General features: G+C 58.7%; 16 protein-coding genes, 4 tRNA genes and 1 riboswitch. Of the genes, 6 read left to right on the top strand and 14 right to left on the bottom strand.

Going from position 1 to position 17,681, the window contains the following annotated elements:
* On the top strand, window positions 1–219 hold a 219-nt coding region (locus tag PspCFBP13528_RS27725), incomplete at its 5' end, for a hypothetical protein (protein ID WP_206666802.1).
* Window positions 220–316: 97 nt separating this feature from the next.
* Here PspCFBP13528_RS27725 and PspCFBP13528_RS26910 read toward each other — a convergent pair.
* A tRNA-Arg gene (locus PspCFBP13528_RS26910) sits at window positions 317–393 on the bottom strand.
* Between the two features lie 321 nt (window positions 394–714).
* Here PspCFBP13528_RS26910 and PspCFBP13528_RS26905 point away from each other — a divergent pair.
* The 3 genes from PspCFBP13528_RS26905 to PspCFBP13528_RS26895 all read left to right on the top strand — a co-directional run bounded on the left by PspCFBP13528_RS26905 (window position 715) and on the right by PspCFBP13528_RS26895 (window position 1,862).
* Window positions 715–942 carry a hypothetical protein gene (locus PspCFBP13528_RS26905; RefSeq protein ID WP_137201874.1) on the top strand — a complete coding sequence of 76 codons (228 nt, stop codon included), beginning with the start codon at window positions 715–717 and terminating at the stop codon, window positions 940–942.
* 11 nt (window positions 943–953) lie between these two features.
* Window positions 954–1,133 carry a PA3371 family protein gene (locus PspCFBP13528_RS26900; protein WP_137201873.1) on the top strand — a complete coding sequence of 60 codons (180 nt, stop codon included), beginning with the start codon at window positions 954–956 and terminating at the stop codon, window positions 1,131–1,133.
* 402 nt (window positions 1,134–1,535) lie between these two features.
* Window positions 1,536–1,862, top strand: coding sequence for an Arc family DNA-binding protein (locus tag PspCFBP13528_RS26895; RefSeq protein ID WP_003193592.1), 327 nt, complete (start codon window positions 1,536–1,538; stop codon window positions 1,860–1,862).
* A 95-nt stretch (window positions 1,863–1,957) separates the two neighbouring features.
* Here the strand turns inward: PspCFBP13528_RS26895 and mgtE are convergent, their stop codons facing one another.
* From mgtE to ltaE, 8 genes are all read right to left on the bottom strand, one after another.
* The gene (mgtE, locus tag PspCFBP13528_RS26890) at window positions 1,958–3,400 is read right to left on the bottom strand and encodes a magnesium transporter (protein WP_065950554.1); all 1,443 of its coding nucleotides are present in this window, start codon (window positions 3,398–3,400) and stop codon (window positions 1,958–1,960) included.
* Between the two features lie 348 nt (window positions 3,401–3,748).
* Window positions 3,749–3,825: transfer RNA gene (locus PspCFBP13528_RS26885), tRNA-Arg, on the bottom strand.
* Between the two features lie 72 nt (window positions 3,826–3,897).
* Window positions 3,898–3,974, bottom strand: a tRNA-Arg gene (locus tag PspCFBP13528_RS26880).
* 108 nt (window positions 3,975–4,082) lie between these two features.
* Window positions 4,083–4,173, bottom strand: a tRNA-Ser gene (locus PspCFBP13528_RS26875).
* A 62-nt stretch (window positions 4,174–4,235) separates the two neighbouring features.
* A complete protein-coding gene (gene csrA, locus PspCFBP13528_RS26870) occupies window positions 4,236–4,424 on the bottom strand; it encodes a carbon storage regulator CsrA (protein ID WP_003175645.1) in 189 nt (62 codons plus the stop codon).
* Between the two features lie 174 nt (window positions 4,425–4,598).
* Window positions 4,599–5,840 carry an aspartate kinase gene (locus PspCFBP13528_RS26865; protein ID WP_137201872.1) on the bottom strand — a complete coding sequence of 414 codons (1,242 nt, stop codon included), beginning with the start codon at window positions 5,838–5,840 and terminating at the stop codon, window positions 4,599–4,601.
* Between the two features lie 97 nt (window positions 5,841–5,937).
* Entirely contained in the window at window positions 5,938–8,556 is a 2,619-nt protein-coding gene (gene alaS / locus PspCFBP13528_RS26860; RefSeq protein WP_101221315.1) for an alanine--tRNA ligase, read from the bottom strand.
* A gap of 146 nt (window positions 8,557–8,702) precedes the next feature.
* Window positions 8,703–9,707 carry a low-specificity L-threonine aldolase gene (ltaE, locus tag PspCFBP13528_RS26855; RefSeq protein WP_137201871.1) on the bottom strand — a complete coding sequence of 335 codons (1,005 nt, stop codon included), beginning with the start codon at window positions 9,705–9,707 and terminating at the stop codon, window positions 8,703–8,705.
* Between the two features lie 190 nt (window positions 9,708–9,897).
* Window positions 9,898–10,067: riboswitch (FMN riboswitch) on the top strand.
* 113 nt (window positions 10,068–10,180) lie between these two features.
* On the opposite strand from ltaE, the gene PspCFBP13528_RS26850 reads away from it, so the two are divergent.
* The gene (locus tag PspCFBP13528_RS26850) at window positions 10,181–10,687 is read left to right on the top strand and encodes a 6,7-dimethyl-8-ribityllumazine synthase (protein ID WP_137201870.1); all 507 of its coding nucleotides are present in this window, start codon (window positions 10,181–10,183) and stop codon (window positions 10,685–10,687) included.
* A 189-nt stretch (window positions 10,688–10,876) separates the two neighbouring features.
* On the top strand, window positions 10,877–12,325 hold the full coding sequence (locus PspCFBP13528_RS26845) for a M91 family zinc metallopeptidase (RefSeq protein WP_137201869.1): 1,449 nt from the start codon (window positions 10,877–10,879) through the stop codon (window positions 12,323–12,325).
* Here the strand turns inward: PspCFBP13528_RS26845 and astE are convergent.
* From astE to astA, 5 genes are all read right to left on the bottom strand, one after another.
* On the bottom strand, window positions 12,322–13,326 hold the full coding sequence (astE, locus tag PspCFBP13528_RS26840) for a succinylglutamate desuccinylase (RefSeq protein ID WP_137201868.1): 1,005 nt from the start codon (window positions 13,324–13,326) through the stop codon (window positions 12,322–12,324). The two genes, PspCFBP13528_RS26845 and astE, sit on opposite strands and share 4 nt — an antisense overlap.
* Before the next feature lie 11 nt (window positions 13,327–13,337).
* Window positions 13,338–13,625 (bottom strand): hypothetical protein, encoded by a 288-nt coding sequence (locus PspCFBP13528_RS26835; protein ID WP_003175651.1) that lies wholly within the window; start codon window positions 13,623–13,625, stop codon window positions 13,338–13,340.
* Between the two features lie 26 nt (window positions 13,626–13,651).
* Window positions 13,652–14,998 (bottom strand): N-succinylarginine dihydrolase, encoded by a 1,347-nt coding sequence (gene astB / locus PspCFBP13528_RS26830; RefSeq protein ID WP_137201867.1) that lies wholly within the window; start codon window positions 14,996–14,998, stop codon window positions 13,652–13,654.
* A gap of 156 nt (window positions 14,999–15,154) precedes the next feature.
* Complete coding sequence (gene astD / locus PspCFBP13528_RS26825; protein ID WP_162515439.1) at window positions 15,155–16,624, bottom strand: succinylglutamate-semialdehyde dehydrogenase; 1,470 nt, start codon at window positions 16,622–16,624, stop codon at window positions 15,155–15,157.
* Window positions 16,621–17,646 carry an arginine N-succinyltransferase gene (gene astA, locus PspCFBP13528_RS26820; protein WP_065950561.1) on the bottom strand — a complete coding sequence of 342 codons (1,026 nt, stop codon included), beginning with the start codon at window positions 17,644–17,646 and terminating at the stop codon, window positions 16,621–16,623. Before astA ends, astD begins: the two co-directional genes overlap by 4 nt.
* Window positions 17,647–17,681 lie beyond the last annotated feature (35 nt).

The raw sequence follows: 17,681 nt of genomic DNA, 5'->3' as shown, positions 1-17,681 counted from the left end.
CAAGTGGTTATTTTCAGAAGTTTTCGAAGATTTCTTCAACAACTTCAACCACTTGCGCTTGCGATCTCTCGTAAGCGGGAGGCGAATTCTACAGAACTCACCAAGGGCGTCAAGCGCTTAATCCAAAAAAAATGGAGATTTCCTTCAAGGTCGCCGCCCTTCTATATAGATGAACAACCAAGGCGTTCAGAAGCGGTAGTTTGCGGACCAACCAGCTGAAGACACCCCCCGCTTTTCGGGAGAGATCATGGCGAGGCTGAGGGAGCGAGCGAGGGTATTACGTATGGCGAACGCCAATAAGATAAAGCGAAGGAGATGGTGTCCCAGGGCCGGTTCGAACGGCCAACCTTCCCCTTAGGAGGGGGATGCTCTATCCAATTGAGCTACTGGGACAAGTCGCGATCGTCGAGCCAAAGGCTCAGCGACGGACGGCGTGCATGTTAACGGCCACGGTAAAGTTTGTCATGTCATCCGTTGGCTTTTTGATCGTAGGCCAATCCTGCATGCACATGCATGTGGCGACACATTACATTCGGGCGCCCTACGCCATCGTGCAGATTGCATCCCGGCAAATTGCCATCATTGCAAATTGCAATGCACCACAACCTCGATTCACCCGCAAGCTATTGTTTATATTGAATTAATGGGTTGGCACGAGAGCTGCAATAGTTCTTCTACAAAACCGATTTTACACAGGCATACGGAGAAGAAATCATGAACAGCGCCCTTTTGCTCGGTCTGAACGCATTGGCACTGGCCGCGCTGGCAACTTTTCACTTCCAGCCTGCCGATTCGCAAGACTCCGCTCAGATCAATCAACCCGTGCCCCACCATCTGCAGCAACGCCCACAGTTGGCAGTGATGACCGCCAATGCCCAATCGCCAATTCGCTTGACCCAAGGCACGCAAGCCGCCACCGCATCCGAACACTGGGTATTTTGAGAGCGCTACTCATGTCCAAATCTGCATGGTTATTTCTTTGCCTGACGCTTGTGACAGCCCTCCTGGGCTTGAGTAACGGTATGCAAGAAAACGCAACCCTCGCATTCATCGCCAGCGCGGTGTTCGGCTGCCTGCTGATCGTGTCGCTTGCCGTCGGTCGCCGTATCAAATTCGACCCGGTGTTGCGCTAGCCCTCCTCTCCTCATCTCACCTCAAGCCTCTCCCTACCTTACGTCGCCCCGCGCTAGTAAATCAGCAAACTGCCACTACCCTTACAGATGAGGGCAAAAGGCCATATTACTCCCGGTGTGCGCCCTTCAGTCCGATGCCGGATAAGGTTCGCGTGAGGATCAGGAATGCCCGATCCGCGCAAAAACTTTTCCAACCAGTCCGCAAAAACGCAAATCAGTGCTGGCATAAAGCCTGTAGGCGGTTCAATATTTGTCACAGAATTGACGCCAAGGAAATGTCAAATCTGAGGCATGATGCGGCCTCTTTGCAATTCGGGTTGAACTTTGGTCGTGAGCCTTGTCTTAACACTCATCTTGCGGCCAATTCCAGAAACCGCTCCCCTGAACTAACCGGTTAAATATATGCGCCCATTGAAACAGGCAATTTATTCCAGCCGTACGGCTGACAAGTTCGTCGTACGTCTGCCAGACGGAATGCGGGAACGCATTGCCGAGGTGGCTCGCAATCATCATCGCAGCATGAACTCCGAAATCATCGCTCGCTTGGAACAGAGCCTTATTCAGGAAGGTGCCTTGGGTGAAGAGTTAAGCATGCGTCTGGACAGCCCGGAGCTGTCACTGCACGAACGCGAACTGCTGCAGCGTTTTCGTCAGCTTTCCCACCGCCAGCAAAATGCTCTCGTTTCGCTGATCGCGCACGACGTAGAGGCGGCCGCAGAAGCCAATTGATTTACACTTGAAAGCCGAAGCCAGCTATATGCTGGCTTTTTTTTGCGTGGGATTTGTGCAAGGGAAGCGAGGGCAGACTTGCCCTCGCAGGAAGGTCAGAGCAGGAAGATTGTGGCCAAGCCCAGGAAGATGAAAAAGCCCCCACTGTCGGTCATGGCCGTAATCATCACGCTGGCCCCCATGGCAGGGTCGCGCCCCAGACGCGCCAAGGTCATGGGGATCAGGACCCCCATCAAGGCAGCCAACAGCAAATTGAGGGTCATGGCGGCGGTCATCACCACGCCCAGCGACCAACTGCCATATAGCAAGTAGGCCACCACCCCTATCACTCCGCCCCATACGAGGCCATTGATAAGGCCTACCGCCAACTCCTTGCGCAGCAGACGCGAAGAATTAGCGGTACTGACCTGGTCCAATGCCATGGCACGTACAATCATAGTGATAGTCTGGTTACCGGAATTGCCGCCGATCCCAGCCACTATCGGCATCAATGCTGCCAAGGCCACCAACTTTTCGATGGAACCTTCAAACAGCCCGATCACGCGAGACGCGATAAACGCGGTAATCAAATTGACCGCCAGCCAGGCCCAACGGTTGTGCAGCGAACGCCAGACTGACGCAAAAATGTCTTCCTCTTCACGCAAACCTGCCATGTTGAGGACTTCGGTTTCACTCTCTTCGCGAATCAAGTCGACGATTTCATCGATTGTCAGACGGCCGATCAGCTTGCCGTTCTTGTCGACCACCGGGGCTGAGATCAAGTCGTAACGCTCAAAAGCCTGGGCTGCGTCGTAGGCATCTTCATCAGGATGAAAGCTCACGGTATCGCTGGCCATCAGGTCAGCAACTTTTTTCTCCGGATCATTTACCAGCAGGCGCTTGATGGGCAATACGCCCTTGAGGATGCCTTCGTAGTCGACCACAAACAGCTTGTCGGTGTGGCCAGGCAGCTCCTTGAGACGACGCAGGTAGCGCAGCACCACTTCCAGGCTGACATCCTCCCGGATGGTGACCATCTCGAAGTCCATCAGCGCGCCGACCTGGTCTTCATCATAAGACAGTGCCGAACGCACACGCTCACGCTGCTGGGTGTCCAATGCCTCCATCAGTTCATGAACGACATCACGCGGCAATTCAGGCGCCAGGTCGGCCAATTCGTCCGCGTCCATCTCCTTGGCCGCAGCCAGGAGCTCATGATCGTCCATGTCGGCAATCAGGGTTTCGCGAACCGAATCGGACACTTCGAGAAGAATGTCGCCGTCGCGATCAGCCTTGACCAACTGCCACAGCGTCAGTCGATCATCCAGCGGCAAGGCTTCGAGAATATAAGCAACGTCGGCGGAGTGCAGGTCATCGAGCTTGCGTTGCAGCTCAACGAGATTTTGCCGGTGGACCAGGTTTTCGACGCGGTCGTGGTGCGGACCTTCCTGGCGGTGCGTGAGGTCTTCGACCACGCGCTGGCGCTGCAGCAGCTCGATAACTTGAGCCAGACGATCCTGCAGGCTTTCCTGTGTTTTCTTTACTTCTACTTCGGTCATAGGCGAACTCCACTCCCAGCAGCGGGGCGCGCCGGAAGGATCAATCAGTCAATTCATGATTGGTAAAGCGGGGTACTGAGTAACTACTGGGTAAGTCCATGGAGGCATTCCACAAGCCCCGGCGGGGCTGACCGGCGCATGATACACCGACCGACCGCTTTTAACGTCAAAAAACTGGAAAGAACAAGCGCTTGCAAGCCGAAGCTAAGTAATGGCTGCATCTATGAACTGCGACGACGTAGCTGGAAGGGAGAACACATGGGAAATAGAAAAAGGCACACGCCAGGATAAAACCTACACGAACGCCAGACGGCAAAAAGCCCGCACTAGGCGGGCTTTTTGTTTGTATGGTGCACTCGACAGGATTCGAACCTGTGACCGCTCGGTTCGTAGCCGAGTACTCTATCCAGCTGAGCTACGAGTGCAGATTGTGCTTTTTAGACCAGATCACAACTGGTTGAAGCAAGTTACCTGCATTACTGCAAGCAACTCTTAAATGGTGCACTCGACAGGATTCGAACCTGTGACCGCTCGGTTCGTAGCCGAGTACTCTATCCAGCTGAGCTACGAGTGCATTTGTTGCCGCGCATTATAGGCCGTTCAATCTCTATGTAAAGCTATTTTTTCGAGTATTTTCAACAACTTACCGAAAAAACCAGATTGCAACGTACTAAGCAAATAATGGCGGAGAACGGGGGATTCGAACCCCCGACACCCTTTTGAGGTGTACTCCCTTAGCAGGGGAGCGCCTTCGGCCACTCGGCCAGCTCTCCGCAACACGGGGCGTATATTAACCACGTTCCTCCCCGTTTGCAAACATAAAAAACGATAAAAATTAAAGGCTTGGTTCTTCGTCCTTCTCTTTCTTGATCCGCAGGTAGATTTCCTCGCGATGGACCGCTACCTCTTTCGGAGCGTTAACCCCGATACGCACTTGATTGCCTTTGACGCCGAGCACGGTCACGGTGATTTCGCCATCACCGATAATCAGGCTTTCTGCGCAACGACGAGTCAGAATCAACATACCTTTCACCTCACGCAATTCATTTCAGGAACAACAGTCTGCAAAAAAAAGGCATTCGACCTACAACCAGACGGTCGTAGCCCTACCGCCTAAGTATTGTCGAGCCCACGCCAAAGAACATGCGCTCAACAAAAAAATGAAAGGCGCGGTAAGCCGCGCCTTCCTGGCATCGCATCACTCGCCCTGTCGGGCCGGAGCGTCCAGCTCAAAGGCGGTATGCAGCGCGCGCACAGCCAGCTCGAGGTACTTCTCTTCAATCACCACCGAGACTTTGATCTCCGATGTAGAGATCATCTGGATGTTGATACTTTCCTTGGCCAGCGCTTCAAACATACGGCTGGCAACACCGGCGTGGGAGCGCATGCCCACACCCACGATCGACACCTTGGCGATCTTGGTATCACCGATCACTTCACGGGCGCCGATCTCTCTCGCAGTGTTCTGCAGGATACGCTCGGCCGCATCGTACTCGTTGCGGTGCACGGTAAAGGTGAAATCGGTGGTGTTATCGTGCGAAACGTTCTGCACGATCATGTCGACTTCGATATTCGCACCGCTGATAGGGCCGAGGATCTTGAAGGCCACACCTGGAGTGTCTGGCACGCCACGGATCGTCAGCTTGGCTTCATCGCGGTTGAAAGCGATGCCGGAAATGATCGGCTGTTCCATGGATTCCTCTTCATCAATAGTAATGAGGGTGCCCGGACCCTCTTTGAAGCTGTGCAATACGCGCAGCGGAACGTTGTACTTGCCGGCGAACTCCACCGCACGGATCTGCAACACCTTGGAACCGAGGCTGGCCATCTCCAGCATCTCTTCAAAGGTGATCTTGTCCAGGCGCTGGGCCACGGATACAACGCGCGGATCGGTGGTGTAGACGCCATCCACATCGGTATAAATCTGGCATTCGTCAGCCTTGAGAGCCGCTGCCAGCGCCACGCCCGTGGTGTCCGAACCGCCACGCCCCAGGGTGGTGATGTTGCCCTGCTCGTCCACACCCTGGAAACCGGCTACAACCACCACGCGTCCAGCCTTCAGATCGGCACGAATCTTCTGATCGTCGATCTGCAGGATGCGCGCCTTGGTATGTGCGCTGTCGGTAAGAATGCGCACCTGGCTACCAGTGTAGGACACCGCTGACACACCGCGTTTGTTCAACGCCATGGCCAGCAGCGCAATGGTCACCTGCTCACCGGTGGACACAATGACATCCAGCTCACGTGGCAGCGGTTGTTGATCACCGCTGATGGCCTTGGCCAGGTCGATCAGGCGATTGGTCTCGCCGCTCATGGCCGACAGCACCACCACCAGGTCGTCACCGGCATCACGGAACTTCTTAACCTTGTCGGCGACCTGCTCGATTCTTTCGACAGAACCGACCGAGGTGCCTCCGAATTTCTGTACGATCAAAGCCATTTCTAAGCCGCCTCAGCCCGTAAAGGGGCGCCCAATAAACGAATCTTCCAGCAACCGAGCGAGCCCACGACTAGACCATGGGCTCATTAACAGCGCCTTAAATACCTGCCTCGACAAACGGCACGGCCAAGGCCAGGGCCGCGTCCAGGGCGCCGGCATCCACACCACCGCCTTGCGCCATGTCCGGACGACCACCACCCTTGCCGCCCACTGCCGCAGCAGCCTGCTTCATCAAATCACCGGCTTTGAGTTGGCCAGTCAGGTCCTTGGTTACACCGGCAACCAGAACGACCTTATCCTCATGGACACTGCCGAGCAGGATCACTGCGCGGCCGAGCTTGTTCTTCAACTGATCGACCAGGGCCAGCAACGCCTTGCCGTCCTGACCGTCCAGGCGCGCCGCAAGGACTTTTACGTCCTTGACGTCAACCGCCGAGGCCGACAGATCGTCGCCCGCGGCACTGGCTGCCTTGGCCTGCAACTGCTCCAGCTGTTTCTCCAGCGCGCGGTTGCGCTCAAGCACGGCGGACAGCTTGTCGATCAGATTGTCGCGGCTGCCCTTGACCAGGCCGGCCGCCTCCTTGAGTTGTTCTTCGGCGGCATTGAGGTAGGCCAGCGCCGCAGCACCGGTCACCGCCTCGATACGACGCACACCCGAGGCCACACCGCCTTCGCTGATGATTTTCAACAGGCCGATGTCACCGGTGCGATTGGCGTGGATACCGCCACACAGTTCCACCGAGAAACTGCCGCCCATGCTCAATACGCGCACTTCGTCGCCATACTTCTCGCCAAAAAGCGCCATGGCGCCCTTCTTCCTGGCGGTTTCGATATCCGTCTCCTCAGTCTCCACCGGGGAGTTCTTGCGAATTTCAGCGTTGACGATATCTTCAAGCGCTTTGATCTGCTCGGACTTGATCGCCTCAAAATGGCTGAAGTCGAAGCGCAGGCGCTGGCTGTCGACCAACGAGCCCTTCTGCTGGACGTGCTCGCCCAGCACCTGACGCAACGCAGCGTGCAGCAAGTGAGTGGCCGAGTGGTTCAACGCAGTTGCATGGCGTACGTCGGCATCGACCTGGGTATCCACTGGCGCACCGACGGCCAGGTTGCCCAGCACCAACACACCGTGATGCAGAAACGCACCACCGGTCTTGGTGGTGTCGCGCACATCGAAACGACCGGACGTCGAACTGAGGAAACCACAATCACCGATTTGCCCGCCCGACTCGGCATAGAATGGGGTCTGATCCAGCACCACAACCGCTTCATCGCCCTCGCTCAGCACGTCGACTGACTTGCCGTCTTTATAAATGGCAACGATTTTGGCGGAGCCCGCGGTTGCCTTGTAGCCGATGAACTCGGTGGGCACATCAACCTTGACCAAGGTGTTGTAGTCCAGGCCAAACGAGCTGGCGGAACGCGCGCGCACGCGCTGGGCCTCCATTTCGCGCTCAAAACCGGCCTCATCGACGGTCAGCTCGCGCTCACGGGCGATGTCGGCGGTCAGGTCCATCGGGAAACCGTAGGTGTCGTAAAGCTTGAACACCACGTCGCCCGGCACGACAGTACCTTTGAGCTCTGCCAGGTCCTGCTCCAGAATTTTCAGGCCGTGCTCCAGGGTCTTGGAGAACTGCTCTTCTTCAGCCTTGAGAACCCGCTCGATGTTGGCTTGTTGCTGCTTGAGTTCCGGGAAAGCGTCGCCCATCTCGGCCACCAGCGCAGCCACAATCTTGTAGAAGAAGCTGCCGCTGGCGCCCAGTTTGTTACCGTGGCGGCAGGCGCGACGGATAATGCGGCGCAGCACATAGCCACGGCCTTCGTTGGACGGCAGTACGCCATCGGCAATCAGGAAACCGCAGGAACGGATGTGGTCCGATACCACTTTGAGCGAAGACTGGCCCTCATTGGCGCAACCAATGGCCGCAGCCGAGGCACTCAACAGGTTGGTAAACAGGTCGATTTCATAGTTGGAATGAACGTGCTGCATGACCGCACTGATCCGCTCCAACCCCATGCCGGTGTCCACCGACGGTGCCGGCAACGGATGCAACACACCGTCGGCGGTGCGGTTGAACTGCATGAACACGTTGTTCCAGATTTCGATGTAGCGGTCGCCGTCTTCATCCGGCGAACCCGGCGGGCCACCCCAGATGTCGGCGCCGTGATCGTAGAAAATCTCGGTGCACGGCCCGCACGGACCGGTATCGCCCATGGTCCAGAAGTTATCGGAGGCATACGGCGCGCCTTTGTTGTCACCGATGCGGATCATGCGTTCGGCGGGCACGCCGATCTGCTGGGTCCAGATGTCGTACGCTTCGTCATCCGTCGCGTAGACGGTGACCCAGAGCTTTTCCTTGGGCAGCTTCAGCACGCCGGTCAGGAAGGTCCAGGCGAAGGTGATCGCATCTTTCTTGAAATAATCGCCAAAGCTGAAGTTACCCAGCATTTCAAAGAAGGTGTGGTGCCGCGCGGTGTAACCGACGTTTTCCAGGTCGCTGTTCTTGCCGCCGGCGCGTACGCACTTCTGACTGCTGGTGGCGCGGGTGTAGGCGCGCTTTTCCTGGCCCAGGAAGCAGTCCTTGAACTGGTTCATCCCCGCGTTAGTGAACAGCAGGGTGGGGTCATTGCCTGGGATCAAGGAGCTTGAGGCTACACGGGTGTGGCCTTGCTCTTCGAAGAAGCGAAGGAAGGCTTCACGGATTTCTGCGCTTTTCATTAGGTTCTTCCACGGAGGCTGCGGCCAAAGGCCAGTGCGCGACATCATCAGACGAAGCGACGGCAAAGGGCCGCATTATATCGGCCCTTTGCCGGTGGTACAGCGTGTTTATGTGATAGAAACAGTCAATTAGACGGCTTGCACTGTCATTTCTGCGAAAATGCGACGAATGTCTGCACGACTTGCTCGATCTGTGCCCGACTGACATCCAGATGCGTGACCATGCGCAGGCGCGGCGCGGCGCTCAACTTGATCCCGCGCTCGGCGGCAAAGCTTTTCAGGGCCTGCGCCCGATCCCCCATCTGCACATAGACCATGTTGGTCTGCACCGGCTCCACCGTATAACCGGCCTGGCGCAACTCATCCCCCAGCCACTGGGCATTGGCGTGGTCGTCGGCCAGGCGCTGCACCTGGTGATCCAAGGCATACAGGCCTGCCGCCGCCAGAGAACCGGCCTGACGCATGCCGCCGCCGACCATCTTGCGCAGGCGCCGCGCCTTGGCGATCAGCGCTGTGGAACCGCACAGCACCGAGCCGACCGGTGCGCCAAGCCCCTTGGACAGGCACACCGACACCGAATCGAAATGCCCGGCAATTTCACGCGCATCCACACCCAGCTTGACCGCCGCGTTGTAGATCCGCGCGCCGTCCAGATGAAGAGCCAGGCCATGCTCACGGGTAAATGCACGCGCCTTGGCGAGGTACGTCATCGGCAGCACCTTGCCTTGCATGGTGTTTTCCAGTGCCAGCAAGCGGGTACGGGCGAAGTGGAAGTCGTCGGGCTTGATGGCATCGAGCACCTGACTCAGGTCGAGGGAGCCGTCGGCCTGTACCTCCAGCGGCTGCGGCTGGATCGAACCCAGCACGGCCGCCCCGCCCCCTTCGTATTTGTAGGTATGGGCCTGTTGCCCGACGATATATTCCTCGCCGCGCTCACAGTGGGCCATCAACGCCAGCAAGTTGCTCATGGTGCCAGTGGGCACGAACAGCGCGGCGTCGAAACCCAGGCGCCTGGCCAGCTCAGCTTCCAGTTGGTTGACGCTGGGGTCTTCGCCGTAGACGTCATCACCGCTGACGGCGCTGGCCATCGCGTCAAGCATACCGGGGGTGGGTTGGGTCACGGTGTCGCTGCGCAGGTCGATCACGGTCATGAAGGGGGCCTCTAACGGAATGGATAAGTCCTTTTGTGAGTGATTACTGCGGGCAAAGCCACGCAATATCAAGTCCCCACTGCATTCAATCGAATACCAACCAAACAAACCGATATAGCTTATCGATACGGCAACCGTGCAGTTTTAGAAAAACCATGTTAAAAACTCTTCGCCGCCAGGGTTCTGGCGGCAACGTTCTCAGGGCGGGGTGCAATTCCCCACCGGCGGTAATTGCGCGCAATGTGCATAGCCCGCGAGCGCTTGGCGCCTCGAACTGCTCAGGCAGGACGGCGACAAGGTCAGCAGACCCGGTGTGATCCCGGGGCCGACGGTCATAGTCCGGATGAAGAGAGAACGGGATTGGCACCTAAGGGCCGCGCGCTGACCTCATGCCTGCATGAAACAGTGGTGCATACCCTTAAATCCCATTCGATTCATAACGCCCTGTTTTTTACTTAAACAGGAGTCAGAACATGCAACCCACCGCAATCGACAGCAAAAGCAAAAACCATCACGGCGAGCGTGTCGCGTTTATCCAGGCCTGCTGGCACAAGGATATTGTCGACCAATCGCGCAAAGGCTTCCTCGCCGAAATGATCGCCCAGGGTTATCAGGAATCGGACATCGATTTCTTCGAAGTCGGCGGCGCCTTCGAGATGCCCCTGCACGCCAAGCTGCTGGCCAAGACCGGCCGTTACGCCGGTATCGTCGCCGCCGCGCTGGTGGTGGATGGCGGGATCTACCGTCATGAATTCGTCGCGCAATCGGTGGTCAGCGGCCTGATGCAGGTGCAGCTGGAAACTGAAGTGCCGGTGTTCTCGGTGTCCCTGACCCCACACCACTTCCACGGTGGCAGCGAACACACCACGTTCTTCTACGAGCACTTCGTGCACAAAGGTCAGGAAGCTGCGCGTACGTGCGCCGATACGCTGCATAAGGTGCGGGCGATCCGTCGTGCCGAGCAAAAGATGGCCGTCTGATACACCCATACCGGCCCCGGAGACGATTTCGTCTTGAGCCTCTGTTCGGCCGGCAAACAGCGAAAATCTGCGCCCCACCTTAAACGCCCCGTTCTACCCGAGCGGGGCGTCTCGTTTTAGATAAATACCGCTTTTCGCCCTGGCGTCTACGGTCTAGTGAGGCCTCATTTCACTAGAGCACATACGGTCATGGCATCTCATCCTTTCCACCGTTTCGACACCTCAGGCTACATTCATATCGACGGCAATACCCCCGTCAGTACCCCGCGCCAACTGATCCATGCCAGCGAAGGCATAGAGATCTTCCGACACATGAACGAGGCCAGCCAGCTTGACTCCCTGGAATTCCACATGTCGGGGCAGAGCAAGATACAGTTGATCGTCGAACAACATCACCCCGCCGGCCAGGTAACACAAACGTTGATGCTTAGAATCAGCGCAGCAAAAGGTTTTATCATCAAGCCAGCCTCCAACACCCAGGTAATGGCCCTCTTCACCGGTGACGAAGACGACGAAATCGGCATTGGCCGAACTATGGTTAATCCCTGTGTCGTGCATGCTGGGGGCGGCGCAGATCGAATCGATAGCTCCGCAAACCACGCATCAATCTTTGGTGGTAAGGGCAATGATCATATCGTAGTCGTCAGGGGCAAATGCTACGCAGACGGTGAGGAAGGTGACGACGAAATTCTCTCGCTCAACGACGGTCATGTCACCTTCCACGGCGGACCAGGCGAAGACATGCTCAAAGGCAGCCGGCACACCGCCCTGTCGTTTCTCGATGGTGGCGAGGACGATGACACCGTGATTGGCGGCGGTGGCCCGAATATCATCGTGGGTGGCCCAGGTGGTGACCAGATCGAGGCTGGAGGCCAGCACAACGTGATCTATACCGGGGGCGGCTATAACCAAGTGGAAAAGCTCAAGCCCACCGATACCACCTACCACAATGTCACGAGCGATCTGACAGTGGACTACACAACGATCACCTCGGACCAGCTGGACAAGTTCCCTCCAGGAGAACTCGCCTCCCACACCGTCCATGTGGAACCGCGCCCCATCAACCATGCGGCATTCACCTTTAACGGCAGCACGCACTTCATCGAGAGGGCCAAGGACGACCTGCGCCTATTGCTCGCCTCGCCCACTGGTCAGAAGCTGTTGTCGAAACTGGAAAGCGCCGCACTGACCAGTGGCAGATCTATCGAGATCAACGAGTCGCAAACGGGTACCAATGCACACTTCACCCCGCTAGACAGCGCAGGAGCAGCCGCTGCTTTTATCCACGACGGTCAGGCCGGCGCCCCATCCTACGGTGGCAGCATCAGTTACAGCATCAAGGATGTGATGGGCGACAACCCAAGCGTCATCGCCCTGTTCCACGAACTGTGCCACGCCTACAACCACGTAACCGGCACTTTGCTGCCGGGCACCAGCGCGCAATCAGAACCTGGCAGCCTGCTGCCACCCCAGCAAGTACTCAACACCGAACTGCAAGCCGTCGGCTTGCCAACGAGCGCCGCACCCTTTGATTTCGACGCTGACCCCACGACACCGCCGACCACCACAAACCCTGAAGCCTTCAGTGAAAATGGTTTGCGCAAGGAGTTGGGGCTATCCCCGCGCACTCGGTACTAAGCCAGTCGCTCCTCACTGCACGGCACAATAAGGATCCCGGCCCGAAGACCATTCTTCACCTTCGGGTTGGGGAAAATGATGCGCGCACCCTCCTCCTCGATCACCCAGCGGGTTTGGGCCACATCTTCGGCCAGCAGATAGCCCTTTTCCAACGCCGAAAAGTTTTCCACGTCAGCCGGCAAATGCAGCAGGAAAGCATCGCTGTGCTTGATGATTTCGCGTGCAACGGCGAACAGCTTCAAGCCGTCGAGGCTGTCGGACTCAGGCTCGGTGCCTTCGATGATGTGCTTGAGGCGCTGCTCCAGGCGGGAAACATCCACGCCCTGGTTCTGCCCAAACGGCCGCGCCTTGCCCAGTTCCAGGGTGAAAGCCTCGGCGTCCAACTGTTCATACGTAAACGCCGTGAACGTGATAGAGGCCTTGTTCTGCAGCAGCACCGCCTCCATTCCGGCGGCGCGCAGGCGCTCCAGCTCACGACGCGAATGCCGGCGCCCTTCTTTCCACGGATACAGCGCAAATTGCTCGATCTTCGAACCACGAATCGCGGTGTGCAGGTCGTAATGCAGGCGCGAACGGCCCGCCTGGCTGAAAAAGCTGCGGGCCAACTGTTCAAGTTCGGCGGCGCGCATGGCTTCCGGGCCAATGTTGCTTTCATGACGGCCGTTGAACAGCCGGTTGACGTCCAGTTCAAGGTAACGCTCGCCGCGACGCATGGCCTCGGGGTTGCCGAACAGGAACAGAATACGGGTGCGGGGTTTGATCTCCCCACGGGCGATGCCATGCAACAGGCGGTCGAGCAGTTCGATCGGCGCGGTTTCGTTGCCATGGATGCCGGAGGACAGCAGCAGGTCGCCGCGATTATCCCTGGCTTCGGGCGGACGCACTTCAAGCGCACCCTCGCTGAGCCAGCGCATCTGCACGCCGTCGACAGTCAGTTGAATTTTTTGCGCCGGTTCGCGACCGGCGAGGGTCAGTTCAAGCAGTTTGCCGAGGGCGAGCATAAGCAGCTTCCTTAGTGGTTGCAGCCTGGGCCGTGGACGTGGTCGTCGTCATCACCTTCGACGTCAGCCGGTTCCATTTCCAGTTGCAGGCTCATCAAGTTGGTCGCCAGCGGGCGCATCAACAGGTTGGCGTACTCGGCGTCGCCCTCTTCCACATCCACGCCGATCAGCAGTTGGCCACGGCCGTCATGCTGGATCCAGATCTCCTTGCCCTGCCAGACCACGGCAACGCGGGTGCAGGATGTTTCCAGCTGGGTGCCGTCGGTGTCTTCAAGGATCAGCTTCAGGGTGTCGGTCATAAATAAAAGTTCTCAGCCGTAGGGCGTTAATTGATCTGGAAAGGATAAACCGAGCCCAGTTTAAGGATTTGCGTCAGTTCATCCAGTGCCGTCCGGCACTCAAGCAGCAGTTGCGGGTCAGCCAGGTCGGTTTCGCGCAGGCTGTCGCGGTAGTGCTTGTTGACCCATTGGGTCAGGGTGTCGTACAGCGGCGCGGTCATGATAACGCCTGGATTCACCGCCGCCAGTTCGGTTTCGTTCAGCGCCACACGCAAACGCAGGCACGCCGGGCCGCCGCCGTTCTGCATGCTTTGCTTGAGGTCGACCACCTTCACTTCGCGGATCAACCCGCCGCAGGCCGTGAGGTGTTGCAGGTACGCCCAGACGCGCGGATTGGCGCGGCATTCTTCCGGCACGATCAGCAGCATCGAGCCGTCAGGCCGAGTCAGCAGTTGGCTGTTGAACAAGTAGGAGCGCACCGCGTCCTCGACGCTGACCTGGGAACGCGGCACACACACGGACTGGAAATTGCCGCCCAGCTTGCCCAACTTGCCCTGCAGTTCGGCGAGCATCTGTTCGGTGTTGAGGAACGCATCCTCGTGGTAGAACAGCACCTCGCCGTTGCCGACAGCGATCACGTCGTTGTGGAACACACCGGCATCGATCACCGACGGGTTCTGCTGGGCGTAGACCACGCCGTCATCCTTCAGGCCGTGCAGACGTGCAACCGCCTGGGACGCTTCGAGGGTCTGGCGCGCCGGGTACTTTTGCGGGGCCGGGTAGCGAGCATCGAACGCACTGCGGCCAAACACGAAAAACTCGACGCCGGCCTCACCGTACTCACGGCAAAAGCGCGTGTGATTGGCCGCGCCCTCATCGCCAAACTGCGCCACCGCCGGCAACGCCGCGTGGTGGGCGAAGTGCTTCTGGTCGGCGAACATCGCCCCCAGCACGCGGCTGGTGGTCGGGTGTTCGATGCTGCGGTGGTATTTGCAGTTGAGGTTGGCAGCGGTGAAATGCACGCGGCCATCCGCCGTGTCGGCGCTGGGGCTGACGGTGGCGGCGTTGGCCACCCACATGCTCGACGCCGAACAGCTCGCCACCAATAAAGGCATGGCCTGCCTCGCCGCCTGCTCGATGACCTGAGCGTCGGTGCCGCTGAAACCGAGGTTGCGCAGAGCGGCCACATCCGGACGCTCCTGGGGCGCGAGCACGCCTTGCACAAAGCCCATGTCCATCAGCGCTTTCATTTTTTGCAGTCCCTGCAACGCCGCTTCCTTCGGGTTGGAATGCTGCTGGCTGTTGCTCTGGGACGCGACGTTGCCGAAGGACAAGCCGCCGTAGTTATGGGTCGGCCCCACTAGACCGTCAAAATTGACTTCACAGGATTTCATCGGCGAGGCTCCACGAACATCTGTTTTTATAGGCTTCAAATTACCTGAACACACCACAAATCAAGTGTGGGAGGGGGCTTGCCCCCGATAGCGGTCTGTCAGTTGATAAATCAGATGACTGATCCACCGCCATCGGGAGCAAGCCCCCTCCCACATTTAAATCAGCGTAATGCCGGGGGTCAGTGTGGCGGGCACCGCCAACGTCGGGGTTTCAAGCGACGCCACCGGGTACGCACAATAATCCGCCGCGTAATACGCACTGGCGCGATGGTTACCCGAGGCCCCGACCCCGCCAAACGGCGCGGTGCTGGCGGCGCCGGTCAGTTGTTTGTTCCAGTTGACGATGCCGGCGCGGCTTTCCAGCCAGAACTGCTGGTAACGCGCTTGCGAATCCGACAACAAGCCCGCGGCCAGGCCGTACTGGGTGTTGTTGGCCTCGGCAATCGCCGCGGCAAAATCCGCATAGCGAATCACCTGCAACAGCGGGCCGAACAGCTCTTCGTCTTCGCGCTCGGTCACGGCCGTCACGTCGAGGATGCCCGGGGTCAGCAAGGCGGCCTGATCACGGGGTTGCGTCATTTCCAGCAGCGCCACGGCGCCATTGGCCAACATCAGTTCCTGAGCGTCCATCAGTGCTTTGGCGGCTGCCAGGGAAATCACCGAGCCCATGAATGGCGCCGGTTGCTGGTCGAACGCCCCCACTGAAAGGGTCGCGCTGACCGCCACCAGACGTGCCAGCAAGGCATCGCCCCAGGCGCCTTCCGGCACCAGCAAGCGACGGGCACAGGTGCAGCGCTGGCCGGCGGAGATAAACGCCGACTGGATGATGGTGTACACCGCCGCATCCACATCGGCCACTTCGTCCACCACCAGCGGATTATTGCCGCCCATTTCCAGGGCCAGGATCTTGTCCGGACGCCCGGAAAACTGCTGGTGCAGGTGGTTGCCGGTGCGGCTGGAACCGGTGAAGAACAGACCGTCGATGCCAGGGTTGGCCGCCAACGCGATACCGGTTTCCCGAGCGCCTTGCAGCAGGTTCAATACGCCCGCCGGTAAGCCCGCTTCGACCCAGCACTGCACGGTCAGCTCGGCGACTTTCGGCGTCAGCTCGCTCGGCTTGAACAGCACGGTGTTACCCGCCAGCAGCGCCGGGACAATATGCCCGTTCGGCAAGTGACCGGGAAAGTTGTAGGGGCCGAACACCGCCACCACACCGTGAGGCTTGTGGCGCAGCACAGCGGTGGCGTCGCCCAGGGGGCCGCTCTTCTCGCCGGTACGCTCGCGATAACTTTGCACCGAGATGGCGATCTTGTTGGCCATGCTGATGACTTCAGTCGCCGATTCCCACAGCGGCTTGCCGGTTTCCTCACCGATGCAGCGGGCGATTTCATCGGAGCGGCTTTTCAGCGTGGCGGCGAAGGTTTCGAGCACACCGATGCGCTCTTCCAACGTCTGCCGAGCCCAGCCTGGAAACGCCTGACGCGCAGCCTGCACCGCGGACTCGACCTGCTCGGCCGTCGCGCCATTGCCGCTCCACAGCACTTGCTGGGTGACCGGGTTACGCGACTCGAACAATTCACCCTGGCCGGCCAGCCAGCTACCTGCGATGTACAACGAATTCATTATTTCGACTCCCGAGCAGCAGACAACGCAACAGCACGCACTTGATCACCGACCACCAACTGGAGGCGCTTGGCGGTCTGAGGATCGACCACCAACGTGCCCGCGGCCAGACGGGCCGGTGCGGCCGTGATGCGACAGTCTTCGCGTTTGCGGTTATGGATCAGGAACGGCGTGGCGTCGTCTCCCGGGGTGCCGATGGCCAGCACCAGCGTCTGGCTGTCGCGCACCGCACGAATCTTGCTGGTTTCACACTCCACCGCCGGGCCTGCGTCGAAAATATCCACATAGCCCTGGTAGCTGAAGCCTTCGCTCTTGAGCATGCTCAGCGCCGGCTCGGTGTCCGGATGCACCTTGCCGATCACGTTGCGCGCGTCTTCGGAGAGAAAGCAGCTGTACAGTGGAAACTTCGGCATCAGCTCGGCGATAAATGCCTTGTTGCCCACGCCGGTGAGGTAGTCGGCCTGGCTGAACTCCATCTTGAAGAAGTGTCGACCCAGGCTTTCCCAGAACGGCGAGCGCCCTGCTTCGTTGGACACGCCACGCATTTCGGCGATGATCTTGTTGCCGAACAGCTGCGCAAACTCTGCGATAAACAGCAGGCGCGCCTTGGCCAGCATGCGGCCGTTGAGGCCGTTGCGGTAATCGGCGTGCAGGAACAACGAACACAGCTCGGAATTGCCGGTGAGGTCGTTGGCCAGGAACAACGTCGGAATTTCGCGGTAGATATTCAACTCCTGGGAGGCGCTGACCGTCAGGCCGACCCGGAAGTTGTACCAGGGCTCGCGCAGGCCGACGGCGCCGGCGATGGCCGAAATCCCCACCACCCGGCCTTCGTCGTTTTCCAGCACGAACAGGTAGTCCGCATCACCGCGCCCGGCTTCGCCGCGAAAGGTTTTCTCAGCCCAGCCCACGCGGTGGGTCAGGCGCTCTTCGTTGGCCGGCAAGGTGGTGAGGCCGGTGCCGGTGCTGCGCGCCAGGTCAATCAGGGCCGGTAAATCGCTGCTGCGTACGGGACGAACGATCATGCTATCTCCTCGAACGGGCCGCTGTGGTCAGCCAC

The organism is Pseudomonas sp. CFBP13528 (genome assembly GCF_005233615.1).
Classification (GTDB): domain Bacteria; phylum Pseudomonadota; class Gammaproteobacteria; order Pseudomonadales; family Pseudomonadaceae; genus Aquipseudomonas; species Aquipseudomonas fluorescens_AM.
The sequence above is the reverse complement of the archived record's forward strand: the minus strand, read 5'-3'. Positions and strand labels throughout refer to the sequence as shown.